Below are 14,294 nucleotides of genomic sequence, written 5' to 3'. Positions count from 1 at the left end.
CACGAACTAAAAGGGGCGTGCAAGTCGCTTTGCCGCAAAAAGCGAAAATGTTGTGAAAAAAAGGGGGCGGGAGGTGCGTTATAGCCCTTTTTTGCGCAAATCATGCGCAATGCGGAAGCGGAATGCCCGAATCAAGCCCAGGAAAATCAAAGGCTTGCGGGAATGCTATTGTGATCGGAAAATTTTTTCCGTCGGGCACCGGAGTGGCCGGCGGCGGTGTGGCGCGCCGGCCTCGGCATTCGCGGCAGCGGCGCGCCGGCCCGGACTTCCGACAGGGATATCGCGCGATGAGCAGCAAAACCTCTTTTCCCACTCGCCCGCTGGGCCGTACCGGCATGGCGATCACGCGCATCGGCCTGGGCGCCTGGGCCATGGGCGGCAACGGCTGGGCCGTGGGCTGGGGGCCGCAGGACGATGCCGATTCGATCGCCGCGATCCGTCGCGCGGTGGAGCGCGGCATCAATTGGATCGATACGGCGGCGGTGTACGGGCTGGGCCATTCCGAGGAAATCCTGCGGCAAGCCCTGGCGCAGATGGCGCCCGGCGAGCGGCCGTACGTGTTCACCAAGTGCGGCCTGACCTGGTCGGCCGAGCAGCCTCGGGCCATGCCTCGCCGCACGGGCGCGCCGGCCAGCATCCGCCGGGAAATCGACGGCTCGCTGCGGCGCCTGGGCGTGGAGCGCATCGATCTCTACCAGATGCACTGGCCCGCCGGCGACGGCACGCCGCTGGAGGCGTACTGGCAGGAACTGCTGGACCTGAAGCGGGAAGGCAAGGTCGGGGCGGTGGGGCTGTCGAACCACAATCTCGCGCAATTGCAGGATGCCGAGGCCCTGGGCCACGTGGACACGCTGCAGCCGCCGTTCTCGGCCATCCAGCGCGCCGCCGGCGGCGACCTGATCCCGTGGTGCGCCCGCAACGGCACCGGCGTCATCGTCTATAGCCCGATGCAGTCCGGCCTGCTGACCGGCCGCTTCAGCGCGGACCGGGCCCGCGCGCTGCCGCAGGACGATTGGCGCTCACGCCACGCGGAATTCGCATCGCCCAATCTCGAACGCAACCTGGCGCTGGCCGAAGCCTTCAAGCCGATCGCGGAGCGCCATGGCACGACGGTCGCCGCCGTGGCGGCGGGCTGGACGCTCGCCTGGCCCGGCGTGACGGGCGCCATCGTGGGGGCGCGCAACGCGGCCCAGGTGGACGGGCTCTTGGGCGCCGCCGAACTGGAGCTGGACGGCGACGACATGGACGCCATCGCCGAGGCGATCGAGGAGACGGGCGCCGGAACGGGGCCGCTGCGGCCGCCCGAGGAGAGCGGCGCGCTGCCGGCCAATCTGTTCGCCTGAGGCGGACTTCGCCCCGGCGAGGCCGGCGGTTCAGCCCCGACGGGTCCGGCGGCCGCTGCCGACGGCCGCGATCAGCGCCAGGCCGATCAGGGCCAGGGCCGTCTTGTCGCCGAAGCGCGCATAGGGCGTAAGGCCGCTCATGCCCTGCACCGACACCGGCAGCACGCCGGCCTGCAGCGGCGCGAGCTGCGCCGCCACGCGGCCGCGGGCGTCGATGGCGGCGGTAATGCCGGTGTTGGTCGAGGTCAGCATGGGGCGCGCGGTCTCGATGGTGCGCAGGCGGCCGATCTGCAGATGCTGGCGCAGCGCCCAGGTGTCGCCGAACCAGCCTAGGTTGCTCACGTTCACCAGGATGGTCGCGCCGGGTTCGCCGTTGGGGCCGGGCTGCAGCGCGGGCAGCAGGTCCGGACCGAACAGGTCTTCGTAGCAGATGTTGAACGCGATGTGCTGGCCGCCCACGGGGAAGGGCGTCTGGCGCGGGGCGCCGCGGTCGAAATCGCCCAGCGGGATGTTCAGCATGTCCACGAACCAATGGAAGCCCGGCGGCACGTATTCGCCCCAGGGCACCAGGTGGCGCTTGTCGTAGCGCATCGCGGTGGTGCCGGTCATGAGCTGCTCGACCGGCGTGTTGCCGTCGAAGCCCATGACGCTGTTGGTGTAGCGGTCGCGGCCGTCGACGCGGTCGTGCAGCGGCACGCCCATCGCGATGACGGTGTTGCGCTGCGCGGCCACGCTGCGCCAGGTATCCCAGATGCGCGGATCGAGCTGGTCCTGGAAGATGGGCAGCACGGTTTCGGGCAGGATGACCAGCTGGGGCGCGGGCACGCCGGGCGCCGGCGCCATGGAGGTCAGGTCGAGGTGGCGGACCAGGCTTTGTTCAAGCAGGGCGGGATCGAATTTCTGCGATTGCTCGATGTTGCCCTGGACCAGCCGCACGTTCAGCGGATCGCCCGAGGGCGCGGACCAGTCGATGCGGGACAGGGGCCAGCCGGCCGCGGCCAGCGCCAGCGCGATGCCGGCGGCCAGGGCGTGGCGCGAGCCGGGGCCGGTTTTCCTGGCGGGTTGCCACAGGCTGGCGACCGCGGCCGCGACGAAGGCCGAGAGGAACGCCATGCCGTGCACGCCCAGCAGCGGCGCCCAGCCGGCGATCGGGCCGTCGATCTGCGCGTAGCCGATGTTGAGCCAGGGAAAGCCCGTGAGCAGCACGGCGCGCAGCCATTCGAACGCGGCCCACATGGCGGCCCAGGCCAGCGTGCCCGACAGGATGCGCGACGGCGAGGCGTCGGCCGACAGCGGCGCGTAGCGGCGCGCCAGCGCGCTGGCGCAGGCCGGGAACAGCGCCAGGAATGCCGACAGGGCCAGCACGGCGGCCACCGACAGCGGCGCGGACAGGTCGCCGTAGCGGTGCAGGCTGATGAAGATCCAGTACAGGCCCAGCGCATAGGTGGCGAAGCCGAACAGCCAGCCCCGCGCCCAGGCCTGCCGGGCCGAGGGCGCGTAGAGCGTCACGCGCGCGGCGACGGCCAGCATCAGGATCTGGGTCGCGGCCAGCGCCCAGTCGGGCAGGGGGCCGGGCGAGAAGGTCAGGGCGTGCACGGCGCCGGCCAGCAGGAGGCCGGCGACGCCGCGCAGGAAACGGCCGCGCGGGGAACTCGTCATGCGTCGGAAGAAGACTGGGAGGCTGGGGAAGGGGCGTTGCGCTTGACGCGCAGCCAGATGGCGCGGCGCGCGTCGCCGCGGGCCACTTCGAGACGCAGGCCGTCGAACTCGGCGGTATCGCCGCGGCGCGGGATGCGGCCCAGCTGGCCGCCCATCCAGCCGCCGACGCTGTCGTATTCGTCGTCGGGCAGTTGGCAGCCGAACACTTCGTTGAAGTGCGAGATGTCGGTGGCCGCGAGCACGCGCCACTGGTTCTCGCCCTCGGGGAAGATCGAGTCTTCCTCGGTTTCGTCGAATTCGTCTTCGATGTCGCCGACGATCTGCTCCAGCACGTCTTCCATCGTGACCAGGCCGGAAATGCCGCCATGCTCGTCGATGACGATGGCCTGGTGGTTGCGGCTGGCGCGGAACTCGTGCAGCAGCACGTTCAGGCGCTTGGACTCCGGGATGAACACGGCCGGGCGCACCAGCGTGCGCACTTCGATGCCGGGCTCCAGCATGCAGCGCAGCAGGTCCTTGGCCAGCAGGATGCCGATGATGTTGTCGCGGTCGCCTTCGTAGACGGGAAAGCGCGAATGGGCGGTTTCGATCACCGAGGCCACGAGGTAGGGAATGGGCTGCGTGACGTCCAGCAGATCCATGCGCGAACGCGGGACCATGATGTCGCCCACGGTGCCCTCGGACACGGCGAGCGCGCCCTTGATCATCTTGTAGGACTCCGCGTCGAGCAACTGGCGGTCGTGCGCGGCTTCCAGAACGGCCTTGATGCCTTCGCGGTCCTCGGGCTCGCGGCGCACGAGGGAAAGCAGGCGGTCTAGAAGGGATTTGGTGGCGGGTTTGGATGAGCGAGCAGGCGTCGCTTCGGGGGCAGGATAAGGGTCAGACATCGTCCGGGAGGACAAGTTGGGGAAGAGTCAGCATAACCGATACTGGCTTCCAGAATGTAACCGCGGGGTCCAAAATGAGGTGAACCGCCGCCATCTGCGCCTTGCTGCACGCCAATTTCGGCGTTTTCCCTGGGATCAACCCTAAGAAAAAAGCGCCCCTCGGGCCGAGGCCGCGGGGGATCAGGCCTCGACGTAGGGATCGGCGATGCCCATGGCCGCCAGGGTGGCGGTTTCCAGGGTTTCCATGCGGCGGGCGTCGCGGGCCTTGACGTGGTCGTAGCCCAGCGAGTGCAGCACGCCGTGGATGGTGAGGTGGGCGGCGTGGTCCAGCAGTTCCTTGCGCTGTTCCCGCGCCTCGCGCACCAGCACCGGCACGCACATGACGATGTCGCCGCGGGCCACGCCCAGCGGATCCACGCCATATTCGAAGGTGAGCACGTTGGTGGCGTAGTCGCGGCCGCGGAAATCGCGGTTCAGGCGCCGGCCCTCGGCCGCGCCGACCAGGCGCAGGCTGAGTTCCGCGCCCGAGAAGGCCACGAGGCCGTCCGCGGCCGCGCCCGCCAGCGCGCGCTCGGCCCAGCGGCGCAGCCGCCAGCGCGGCAGGCGCGCTTCCTGCACGCCGTACTGCACGGACAGGGACAGATCAGGCTTCATTTTCGGAGGCGCGGTCGTAGGCGTCGACGATGCGGGCGACCAGGGGATGGCGCACCACGTCTCGGCTGGTGAATCGGGTGGTGGCGATGCCCTGCACGTCGTGCAGCACCTTCACCGCATGGGCCAGCCCGCTGTCCTGGCCGCGCGGCAGGTCCACCTGCGACGGGTCGCCGGTGATGACGGCCTTGCTGCCGAAGCCGATCCGGGTCAGGAACATCTTCATCTGTTCCGGCGTGGTGTTCTGCGCTTCGTCGAGGATGACGAAGGCATGGTTCAGCGTGCGGCCGCGCATATAGGCCAGCGGCGCGATCTCGATCGTCTGCTTTTCGAACAGGCGCTGCACCTTCTCGAAGCCCATCAAGTCGTAGAGCGCGTCGTACAGCGGGCGCAGGTACGGGTCCACTTTCTGCGCCAGGTCGCCGGGCAGGAAGCCGAGCCGTTCGCCGGCTTCGACCGCGGGGCGGGTCAGCACCAGGCGCTGCACCGTGTCGCGCTCCATCGCGTCGATGGCGCAGGCCACGGCCAGCCAGGTCTTGCCGGTGCCGGCGGGGCCGACGCCGAAGGTGATGTCGTGCTTGAGGATGTTGTTCAGGTAGTCGCGCTGGCGCGGCGTGCGCGGGCGCAGGTCGCTGCGCTTGGTGCGCAACGCGATGCCGTCGCTCTCGTCGTCCAGGGCGGGCAGCGGGTCCATTTCCTGGGCCAGCTCTTCCTTCAGCTTCTCTTCCTGCCGGCCGACGCCGATCTCGACGAGCCCCAGCTGGATGTCGTCGACCGACAGCGCGCGGTGCACGGCCTGCTCATGGAAGCGGCGCAGCACGCGCGAAGCCAGCTCGGCCAGCTCGCCCTCGATGGTGACCCGGCTGCCGCGGCGCGAGAGCTTGACGCTCATGCCGTCGGCCAGCTGGCGCAGGTTTTCGTCGAGCGGGCCGCAGAGGTTGGCCAGATGGGTGTTGTCGCCGTCCAGGGTGACGACGACGGGCATGCTGCGACGGGCGCGGGAGCGGGGAGTGGTCATTCGGCCTCTTGGGAAACGCGGTCCACGTCGGCCACCCGGGCGCGCAGCGAATTGGTGTGCGCTTCGGTGATGATGACGTCGACCATTTGTCCGATGAGCCGCGCGGGCGCGGCGAAGTTCACGATGCGGTTGTTCTCGGTGCGGCCCATCAGTTCGTTCGGGTCGCGGCGCGAGGGGCCTTCCACCAGCAGGCGCTGGCGCGTGCCGATCATGTTGCGGGCGATCTGCGCGGCCTGCTCGTTGATCAGCGCCTGCAGGCGTTGCAGGCGGCGCAGCTTCACGTCCTGGGGCGTGTCGTCGTGCAGGTCGGCCGCGGGGGTGCCCGGGCGGCGCGAATACACGAACGAGAACGAGGTGTCGAAGCCCACGTCCTCGATCAGCTTCATGGTCTTTTCGAAGTCTTCCTCGGTTTCGCCGGGAAAGCCGACGATGAAGTCCGAGGACAGCGTCAGGTCGGGCCGGGCGGCGCGCAGGCGGCGCACGACGGACTTGAATTCCAGCGTGGTGTAGCCGCGCTTCATGGCGGCCAGCACGCGGTCGCTGCCGGCCTGCACCGGCAGGTGCAGGAACGACACCAGCTTGGGCAGGCGGGCGTAGGCGTCCACCATGCGCTGGGTCATTTCCTTGGGGTGCGAGGTGGTGTAGCGGATGCGCTCGATGCCCGGGATTTCATGCACGTATTCCAGCAGCATGGCGAAGTCGGCGATCTCGCTGGTGTCGGCCATGCGCCCGCGGTAGGCGTTCACGTTCTGGCCCAGCAGCGTCACTTCCTTCACGCCCTGGTCGGCCAGGTCCGCGACCTCGACCAGCACGTCCTCGAAGGGGCGCGAGACTTCCTCGCCGCGCGTATAGGGCACCACACAGAAGCTGCAATACTTGCTGCAGCCTTCCATGATCGAGACGAAGGCGGTGGCGCCGTCGACGCGCGGCGGCGGCATGTTGTCGAATTTTTCGATCTCGGGGAAGCTGATGTCCACCTGCGAGCGGCCTTCCTCGCGGCGGCGCTGGATCAGCTCCGGCAGGCGGTGCAGCGTTTGCGGGCCGAACACCACGTCCACGTAGGGAGCGCGCTTGACGATGGCCTCGCCTTCCTGGCTGGCCACGCAGCCGCCCACGCCGATCACCAGGTTGGGATTGGTTTTCTTCAGGTGCTGCACGCGGCCCAGGTCGGAGAAGACTTTTTCCTGCGCCTTCTCGCGCACCGAACAGGTGTTGAAGAGGATGACGTCGGCTTCTTCCGGGTCGTTGGTCAGTTCCAGCCCCTGGTCGCCGCGCAGCACGTCGGCCATCTTGTCCGAGTCGTACTCGTTCATCTGGCACCCGAAAGTGCGGATGTACAGCTTGCGGGGGGAGCCGGTGCCCGCGGCCGGGGCGGCGCTTGCGCCGTCGCGCGGGGCGTCCGCGCGTTTGAGGGAGATTTCTTGCATGATGGTCGCCGTGACGGGTGTAGATCCCGGGGGCTGAAGGATGGGAAACCGCGAATTTTAACCCTTGCGTGAAATTTGTTTCTTGGTCTGACGGCCGGTGCCCGTTACGATATCGACCGGACTGGGTTTCAGATCCCAGTAATCTTTCTCATTTCCATGAAGCGGCACCGATGAACACGAATCCCCTGACGCCTCCGGTAGCCGCTCCCGCGCATGCTGCCGCGCCGGGCACGCTTTCGGCCGACCGCTATCACAACCCCTTTTCGCCCTTGACCTGGCTGCTGCTGGGCTGCGCCCTGGCGCTGGCCGCGGGCGCCAGCGCGTTGTGGATCGACCTGCCCCTGGCCGTCTGGATCAAGCAGTCGGTATCCGAGGGCGTGAACGAATCGTTCGAGTGGGTCGGGGAAATGGGCGAAAGCGGCCGCTACATCGGCGTGGCGCTGGCGTTCTACGTCATCGGCCTGGTCGGGCTGGCGCGCGGCTGGCGCAACCCCGTGCGCATGAGCTACGCCAGCATGGCCCGCGGCAGCCTGCTGATGCTCTCGACCATGGCGGTCGGCGGGCTCGTGGTGCTGGTGCTCAAGCGTTCGGTGGCGCGGGCGCGGCCCGAGCTCTACTTCGAAAAAGGCATCTACGGGCTGGGCGAATCGTTCTCGCGCTCGCAGCTCTTCAATTCCTTCCCGTCCAGCCATACCTACGCGGCGTTCGCCGTGGCGGTGGTGCTGGGCATCCTGGCGCCGCGCTGGCGCTGGGTCTTCCTGCTGCTGGCGGCGCTGGTGGCCGTCAGCCGGCTGGTCAACCTGGACCACTATCTGTCCGACGTGATGACGGCCGCGGGCATCGCGGTGCTGGTCGGGCATGTGCTGGCGCCGCGCGTGCTGGACGCCCAGTACCAATGGCCGCTGCGCGCGCCGTGGAAGTGGTGGCGCGCCGGCCCGCGCGGCTGAGCGCGCGGGCCCGCAGGCTTCAGGCGAAGCTGACCACCACCCGCCGGTTGGTGCGGCTTTTCTTCTCGATCTTCGTCACGACCACGGGGCCGATCTCGGCCGTGTTGGCCACATGGGTGCCGCCGCAGGGCTGCCGGTCCACGCCCGGAATGCCGACGATGCGGATATGGGTGGTGCCGGCCGGCGGCGCCGCGCCCACGGTGCGCACCAGCTCGGGTTCCGCGGCCAGCTGATCCGGCGTGATGCTGTCGATGCCGACCGCGATGCCGGCGCCGATCAGCGCGTTCAGGCGCTCGGTCAGGTCGGCCTTATCCAGCGTGGATTCGGGCAGGTCGAAGTCGATGCGGGCGGAGTCGGGCGAGATATTGCAGCCCGTCACGGGCGCGGGCACCAGCGATCCCAGCAAATGCAGACAGGTATGCAGGCGCATGAGCCGGTGGCGCCGCGGCCAGTCGATAGCCACGGACACGCGCTCGCCCACTTGCGGCAGCGCGTCGCCGGCCGGCACGTGCAGGATGCGCTGGCGGTCGTCCGCGTACAGCGTGTCGGCCAGTTCCAGCACGCGCCCGTCGGCCAGGGTCAGCCGGCCGCTGTCGCCGGCCTGGCCGCCGCTGCGCGCATAGCAGACGGTTTCGTCCAGCTCGATGCCGTCGGGGCCGACCGCCACCACGGTGGCCTCGCACCGTTCCAGGTAGGGGTCTTCGTCGAATCGCTTGCGGGGGGCGGACATGAACGGTCTCCGTTAGGGATGGATGCGGGGGGAAGCGCCGGCGCGACGGGGCGGTCAGGCCAGGACCTGCTCGCCCCGCGGCGTCTGGATGCGGGCGGAGAGGCGAGGCGGGCCGTCGGCCTGTTCCAGATGGATCAGGTGATCGGCGCCCATCCAGGCCAGGCCCTGGCGCAGCAGGCCCGCCTGGGGATGCCGGCCGGACAGCTCGACGAGCGCCAGGTCCGGGCGCGCCAGGCTCAGGCCGGGATAGTTCGGCACGTCCCATTGGATCAGCGTGGGCAGGAGGCCGTCGCCGGCGGCGTGGCCGGCCTCGCGCCAGGCGGGGAGGCTGCCGTCTTCGGGCACGGTCAGCCGCCAGCGCAGGTCGCCGCGCGACATGGGAATGGCGGGGGCGAGGCGGTCGGGGTGCTCGGCCTGCATTTGCGTCAGGTCCAGCGGGGCTTCCACCCGGGCCGCCCAGTGAGCCAGGTAGGGGCCCTGTTCCAGCCGGGCGCGCACGGCGCCCTGATCCAGTCCGAACCAGCGCGGCCTGCTGGGCGCCTCGGCGTTCGGGTCGATGGCGATGACTTCCAGGTAGAGGCCGCCGGCCATGCCCAGCACCCGATTGTGGGTGCCCATGCGCGGGTGGGCGCCGCCGCCGGCCGGCGCGACGCCGAGCAGCCGGGCGACGTATTCGGTGCCGCTGTCGAGGTCGGCGGCGGCGATGACGAGATGATCGATGGCAAGTTTCATGATGCGGCTATGGTAGCCCAGCATGGCGCTTCAGCCGCCGAAGTCGCGCCGTTTCAGGACTCGGTCGATGAGCCCCCATTCCAGCGCTTCCTCCGCGGTCATGTAGCGGTCGCGGTCCAGCGTGCGCTCGACTTCCTCGTAGCTGCGCCCGCAGTGTTCCGCGTAGACCCGGATGACGCGGTCCTTGGTGCGCTGCATTTCCTCGGCGTGGATCAGGATGTCCGACGCCTGGCCCTGGAAGCCGCCCAGCGGCTGGTGGACGTGCAGGCTGGCGTTGGCCAGCGCGCAGCGTTCGCCGGGTTCGCCCGCCATGAGCAGGAACGAACCCATGGAGCGGGCGGTTCCCATGCACAGCGTGTGCACCGGGGCGGTGATGTACTGCATGGTGTCGTACATGGCCAGGCCGCTGGTGATCACCCCGCCGGGCGAGTTGATGTACAGGTGGATGGGCTTGGTGGGGTTCTCGGATTCCAGGAAGAGCAACTGCGCGCAGACCAGCGCGGACACGGCATCGTTGACCTCGCCGTTGAGGAAGATGATGCGGTCTCGCAGCAGCCGCGAATAAATGTCGAAGGACCGTTCTCCGCGGCCGGACTGCTCGACGACCATCGGCACGTAATGCATGACGTCCTGCATGGACTGACTCCTGTGTTGCGGAAGCTTGGCGAGCGGCGCCGGGCTCAGGCGGCGCGCATGAGGAAGGGGCCGGCGTCGTTCGCGGCGTCGCGGCCGCGGCGTTCGAGGCGCTCGTCGGCCAGGACATGGATGATCCGCAACAGGCTGCGCCCGTCGGCGGCGGGGCGCAGCTGGAACGTCACCACGCTTTCGAGGAAAGGCGGTTCGTCGTCGCGCATCCGGTAGCGCACTTCTTCCTGGGGCGTCGCGTCCACGGGGTCGGGGCTGGCCAGGTCCAGGCCGGGCAGCCACTGTTCGCGGAATTCCGGGATGCTGAGGGCGCGCCAGACTTTTTCGGGAGGCGCGTCGAGTTCGTATTCGAGCAGGATGTCCTGCCGCGGATCGTCGAGGGCGGAGTCGGTCATTGGTCCATGTCCTTGAGCAAGGCGTTCAGGGCGTCGACGCGGGCGGGCCAGTAGGCGCGGTACTTCGCCAGCCAGCCGGCAATGAGCGCCAGGCCGTCCGGGTCGACTTGGTAATTGACGTAGCGGCCTTGCCGCGCCTCGCGCACCAGCCGGGCCTTGCGCAGGACCGCAAGGTGCTGGGACATGGCGGGCTGGCTGATCTCCATGCCCTCGCGCAAGGCGCTGGCGTTCATGCCGCCGGCGGCGAGCTTCTCGAAGATCGCGCGGCGGGTCGGGTCGGCCAGGGCCTTGAAGATGTCGTTTTCGATCATGCCTACACATTAGCGGATACTTATGTGTAGGGCAAGCGACATCGTCCGAGATGCGTCGGCCGCGTTGCGGCCGGGCATGAAAAAACCCCCGAAGGTTGGATCTAGTCCAACTTTCGGGGGTCAGTTCAAAGAGAGGGCGGGTTTTCGCGGGGCGGCGGAAAATCAGGCGACTTCGCCTTCCTCGCCTTCCTTCTTGACCGGCTTGACCAGGTCTTCGCGCTTGACGCCCATCCACATGGCCAGCGCCGCGGCGACGAACACCGACGAATAGATGCCGAACCAGATGCCGATGGTGAGCGCCATGGCGAAGTAGTGCAGGGTGGGGCCGCCGAAGAACAGCATGGCCAGCACCATCATCTGGGTCGAACCGTGGGTGATGATGGTCCGCGAGATGGTCTGCGTGATGGCGCTGTTGATGACTTCATGCACGTCCGCCTTGCGGTACTTGCGGAAGTTTTCGCGGATCCGGTCCATGATGACCACGGATTCGTTCACGGAGTAGCCCAGCACCGCCAGCACGCCCGCCAGCACCGACAGCGAGAATTCCCACTGGAAGAAGGCGAAGAAGCCCAGGATGATCACCACGTCGTGCAGGTTGGCGATCACGCCGGCGACGGCGAACTTCCATTCGAAGCGGAAGCCCAGGTACACCATGATGCCGATGACCACGACGAGCAGCGCCATCAGGCCGTTGTGCAGCAGTTCCTGGCCCACCTGCGGGCCCACGAACTCGACGCGGCGCAGCTCGACGCCGGAATCGGCGGCCTTGAGCGCGGCCATGACGGTTTCGCTCTGGGTGGCCGAGGTCTGGCCTTCCTGCAGGGGCAGGCGGATCATGACGTCGTGCGAGGTGCCGAAGTTCTGCACCTGGAAGTCGGTGTAGCCCAGCTTCGAGACGACGCCGCGCACGTTTTCAAGCTGCGCCGTCTGGGCGTAGTTGACTTCCATGACCGTGCCGCCGGTGAATTCGATCGACAGGTGGAAACCGCGGGTCAGGATGAAGAAGACCGCCGCCACGAAGGTGACGAGACTGATGATGTTCAGCACCAGCGCGTGGCGCATGAACGGGATGGTGCGGTGAATACGGAAAAATTCCATTTTTCGCCTTCGGCTTTATCGGTGGCGGGCGGCTATGCCGCCCGCGCGGATGTTCAGTTGGTCTTCGGCTTCCAGACTTCACCGATGGAGATCGTCGTGAGCTTCTTCTTGCGGCCGTACCAGAGGTTGGCCAGCGCGCGCACGCCCACGACCGACGAGAACATCGAGGTCAGGATGCCCAGGACGTGCACCACGGCGAAGCCCCGGATCGGGCCCGAACCGAAGGCCAGCAGCGCCAGGCCCACGATCAGCGTGGTCAGGTTGGAGTCGAGAATGGTGCCCCAGGCGCGCTCGAAGCCGTGATGGATGGCCTGCTGCGGACTGGCGCCCGCGCGCAATTCCTCGCGTATCCGCTCGTTGATCAGCACGTTCGAGTCGATGGCCATGCCCAGTGTCAGCGCAATGGCCGCGATGCCCGGCAGCGTCAGCGTGGCCTGCAGCATGGACAGCAGCGCCAGCAGCAGCAGCACGTTCAGGGTCAGGCCGATGGTCGAGAACACGCCGAACAGGTGGTAGTACAGGATGATGAACACGGCGATGGCGAGGAAGCCGTAGAGCGTCGAATAGAAGCCCTTCGCGATGTTGTCGGCACCCAGGCTCGGGCCGATGGTGCGTTCTTCGATGATGGACATCGGCGCGGCCAGGGCGCCGGCGCGCAGCAGCAGCGCGGTGTCGGCGGCTTCTTCGGAGCTCATGCTGCCGGAGATCTGCACTTGCCCGCCGGCGATTTCGCTGCGGATGACCGGGGCCGTGACCACTTCGCCCTTGCCGTTCTCGAACAGCAGGATGGCCATGCGCTTGCCGATGTTGTCGCGGGTCACGTCGCGGAAGATGCGGGCGCCCTTGGAGTCCAGCGTCAGGTGCACGGCGGCCTGCTGGGTCTGCGAATCGCGGCCGGGCTGGGCGTCCTGCAGGTTTTCGCCGGTCAGGATGACCTGGCGGCGGACCAGGATCGGGCGGCCGTCGCGGTCGTTGTAGCGTTCGAGGCCGAAAGGCACGGTGCCGCCCAGCAGCGCGGCCTGCGCGGCGGGGGAGTCGTCGACCATGCGGATTTCCAGCGTGGCGGTGCGGCCCAGCAGTTCCTTGGCCTTGGCCACGTCCTGCACGCCGGGCAGTTGCACCACGATGCGGTCGCCGCCTTGCTGCTGGATGACCGGTTCGGCCACGCCGAGTTCGTTGATCCGGTTGTGCAGCGTATTGATGTTCTGCTTCAGCGCGGAATCCTGCACGCGGGTGACGGCGGCCGGGTTCAGGGCGCCGATCAGCAGGGGCTTGCCGTTTTCGACGCGCTCGGTGAATTCCAGGTCGGGCAGGCGGCTGCGCAGGGTGGAGATGGCGCGGTCGCGGTCGTCGTCGTTGGCGAAGGTGGCGGCGATGGCCATGCCGGAGCGTTCCACGCCGGCCACGTTGACCTTCTGGTCGCGCAGCACGGAGCGCACGTCGGCGGCCAGGGAGTCGTAGCGGGCGGTGAGCGCGCCCTGCATGTCCACTTGCAGCAGGAAGTGCACGCCGCCGCGCAGGTCCAGGCCCAGGTACATGGGCTTGGGCGCGAACCAGCCCATCGCGCGCATCCAGGCGGGCGAGGCGGGCAGCAGGTTCAGCGCCACCGTGTAGTGAGGGTCGCCGGCGACGGTGTTGAGGGTTCTGTCGAGGAGGTCGCGGGCCTGCAATTGCAGGTCGGTCGAGGTGAAGCGGGCGCGCACGGTGCCGAGCGTGCCGTTCTGTTCGTAGTAGACCCCTTCGTTGGGGATCTTGGCGTCAGCCAGCACTTGCTCGACCCGGCCCAGCATGGCGGTGTCGACCTTTACGGTGGCCTTGGCGCTGGAAACCTGGACGGCGGGGGACTCGCCGTAGAAGTTGGGAAGCGTGTACAGCAGGCCGATAATGACCGCGACCAGGACCGTAATGTACTTCCAGAGAGGATAGCGGTTCATTGCCGGCTACTTCATGTGAGAGTGATAAAAGGGCCGCCCGAGCGCCAAGCGCGGCGGGCGGCGGGGAGCCATCAAGCGCAAGAGCCCGTTCAGGGCTCCGTTGGGACGCTTACAGGGCCTTGATGGTTCCCTTGGGCAGCACGGTCGAAACCGAAGACTTCTGCATGATCACTTCGACCGGCTTGTCGGCCAGTTCCGAAACTTCCACCGTGACGTAGCTGTCGTTCACCTTGGTGACCTTGCCGAGCATGCCGCCGGCGGTGACCACTTCGTCGCCCTTGGCCAGGGCGGCGATCAGGTTGCGGTGTTCCTTTTGGCGCTTCATCTGGGGACGGATCATCAGGAAGTAGAGGATCACGAACATCAGGATGATGGGCAGCATGCCCATCAGCGCATTGCCTTCGGGGGCGGCCTGGGCCACGACGAGGCTGGCGGTATCGATAAGGGACATTGAATTCTCCTGCGTTTAGTATGTTTGGGAGGTCGTGTTTATGTTTTTCTGCGCCCATCCCCGCGC

15 protein-coding genes are annotated in these 14,294 nt (G+C 67.9%); 2 read left to right on the top strand and 13 right to left on the bottom strand.

Going from position 1 to position 14,294, the window contains the following annotated elements; translation table 11 throughout:
- Window positions 1-287 precede the first annotated feature (287 nt).
- Window positions 288-1,343, top strand: a complete 1,056-nt coding sequence (locus tag ADE01S_RS23370) for an aldo/keto reductase (RefSeq protein WP_062684136.1) — start codon at window positions 288-290, stop codon at window positions 1,341-1,343.
- A gap of 30 nt (window positions 1,344-1,373) precedes the next feature.
- Here ADE01S_RS23370 and lnt read toward each other — a convergent pair whose 3' ends face one another.
- The 5 genes from lnt to miaB all read right to left on the bottom strand — a co-directional run bounded on the left by lnt (window position 1,374) and on the right by miaB (window position 6,985).
- The gene (gene lnt, locus ADE01S_RS23365) at window positions 1,374-3,002 is read right to left on the bottom strand and encodes an apolipoprotein N-acyltransferase (protein WP_062684135.1); all 1,629 of its coding nucleotides are present in this window, start codon (window positions 3,000-3,002) and stop codon (window positions 1,374-1,376) included.
- Window positions 2,999-3,889 carry a CorC family transporter gene (locus tag ADE01S_RS23360; protein ID WP_062684134.1) on the bottom strand — a complete coding sequence of 297 codons (891 nt, stop codon included), beginning with the start codon at window positions 3,887-3,889 and terminating at the stop codon, window positions 2,999-3,001. Before ADE01S_RS23360 ends, lnt begins: the two co-directional genes overlap by 4 nt.
- 180 nt (window positions 3,890-4,069) lie before the next feature.
- Entirely contained in the window at window positions 4,070-4,543 is a 474-nt protein-coding gene (ybeY, locus tag ADE01S_RS23355) for an rRNA maturation RNase YbeY (protein WP_062684133.1), read from the bottom strand.
- Window positions 4,533-5,558, bottom strand: coding sequence for a PhoH family protein (locus ADE01S_RS23350; RefSeq protein WP_062684132.1), 1,026 nt, complete (start codon window positions 5,556-5,558; stop codon window positions 4,533-4,535). The genes ybeY and ADE01S_RS23350 overlap by 11 nt, the downstream gene beginning before the upstream one ends.
- The gene (gene miaB, locus ADE01S_RS23345) at window positions 5,555-6,985 is read right to left on the bottom strand and encodes a tRNA (N6-isopentenyl adenosine(37)-C2)-methylthiotransferase MiaB (protein ID WP_062684131.1); all 1,431 of its coding nucleotides are present in this window, start codon (window positions 6,983-6,985) and stop codon (window positions 5,555-5,557) included. Before miaB ends, ADE01S_RS23350 begins: the two co-directional genes overlap by 4 nt.
- A gap of 170 nt (window positions 6,986-7,155) precedes the next feature.
- Between miaB and ADE01S_RS23340 the strand changes: the two genes are divergently transcribed.
- The gene (locus ADE01S_RS23340; protein WP_082775881.1) at window positions 7,156-7,932 is read left to right on the top strand and encodes a phosphatase PAP2 family protein; all 777 of its coding nucleotides are present in this window, start codon (window positions 7,156-7,158) and stop codon (window positions 7,930-7,932) included.
- 19 nt (window positions 7,933-7,951) lie between these two features.
- Here ADE01S_RS23340 and ADE01S_RS23335 read toward each other — a convergent pair whose 3' ends face one another.
- From ADE01S_RS23335 to yajC, 8 genes are all read right to left on the bottom strand, one after another.
- The gene (locus ADE01S_RS23335; protein ID WP_062684130.1) at window positions 7,952-8,662 is read right to left on the bottom strand and encodes an alanyl-tRNA editing protein; all 711 of its coding nucleotides are present in this window, start codon (window positions 8,660-8,662) and stop codon (window positions 7,952-7,954) included.
- Between the two features lie 54 nt (window positions 8,663-8,716).
- Window positions 8,717-9,394 carry a VOC family protein gene (locus tag ADE01S_RS23330; RefSeq protein WP_062684171.1) on the bottom strand — a complete coding sequence of 226 codons (678 nt, stop codon included), beginning with the start codon at window positions 9,392-9,394 and terminating at the stop codon, window positions 8,717-8,719.
- A gap of 30 nt (window positions 9,395-9,424) precedes the next feature.
- Window positions 9,425-10,030, bottom strand: a complete 606-nt coding sequence (locus ADE01S_RS23325; RefSeq protein ID WP_062684129.1) for an ATP-dependent Clp protease proteolytic subunit — start codon at window positions 10,028-10,030, stop codon at window positions 9,425-9,427.
- A 44-nt stretch (window positions 10,031-10,074) separates the two neighbouring features.
- Window positions 10,075-10,434, bottom strand: coding sequence for an SRPBCC family protein (locus tag ADE01S_RS23320; RefSeq protein ID WP_062684128.1), 360 nt, complete (start codon window positions 10,432-10,434; stop codon window positions 10,075-10,077).
- Window positions 10,431-10,745 carry an ArsR/SmtB family transcription factor gene (locus ADE01S_RS23315; protein WP_062684127.1) on the bottom strand — a complete coding sequence of 105 codons (315 nt, stop codon included), beginning with the start codon at window positions 10,743-10,745 and terminating at the stop codon, window positions 10,431-10,433. Before ADE01S_RS23315 ends, ADE01S_RS23320 begins: the two co-directional genes overlap by 4 nt.
- A gap of 162 nt (window positions 10,746-10,907) precedes the next feature.
- Window positions 10,908-11,843 carry a protein translocase subunit SecF gene (gene secF, locus ADE01S_RS23310; RefSeq protein ID WP_062684126.1) on the bottom strand — a complete coding sequence of 312 codons (936 nt, stop codon included), beginning with the start codon at window positions 11,841-11,843 and terminating at the stop codon, window positions 10,908-10,910.
- Window positions 11,844-11,896: 53 nt separating this feature from the next.
- Window positions 11,897-13,777 carry a protein translocase subunit SecD gene (gene secD / locus ADE01S_RS23305; RefSeq protein WP_062684125.1) on the bottom strand — a complete coding sequence of 627 codons (1,881 nt, stop codon included), beginning with the start codon at window positions 13,775-13,777 and terminating at the stop codon, window positions 11,897-11,899.
- 109 nt (window positions 13,778-13,886) lie between these two features.
- Window positions 13,887-14,228, bottom strand: coding sequence for a preprotein translocase subunit YajC (yajC, locus tag ADE01S_RS23300; RefSeq protein ID WP_062684124.1), 342 nt, complete (start codon window positions 14,226-14,228; stop codon window positions 13,887-13,889).
- Window positions 14,229-14,294 lie beyond the last annotated feature (66 nt).

Origin of the sequence: Achromobacter denitrificans NBRC 15125 (assembly GCF_001571365.1) — a bacterium.
Taxonomy (GTDB): Bacteria; Pseudomonadota; Gammaproteobacteria; order Burkholderiales; family Burkholderiaceae_B; genus Achromobacter; species Achromobacter denitrificans.
Note: the sequence above shows the minus strand (reverse complement) of the source record. Positions and strands in the feature narration are given on the sequence as shown.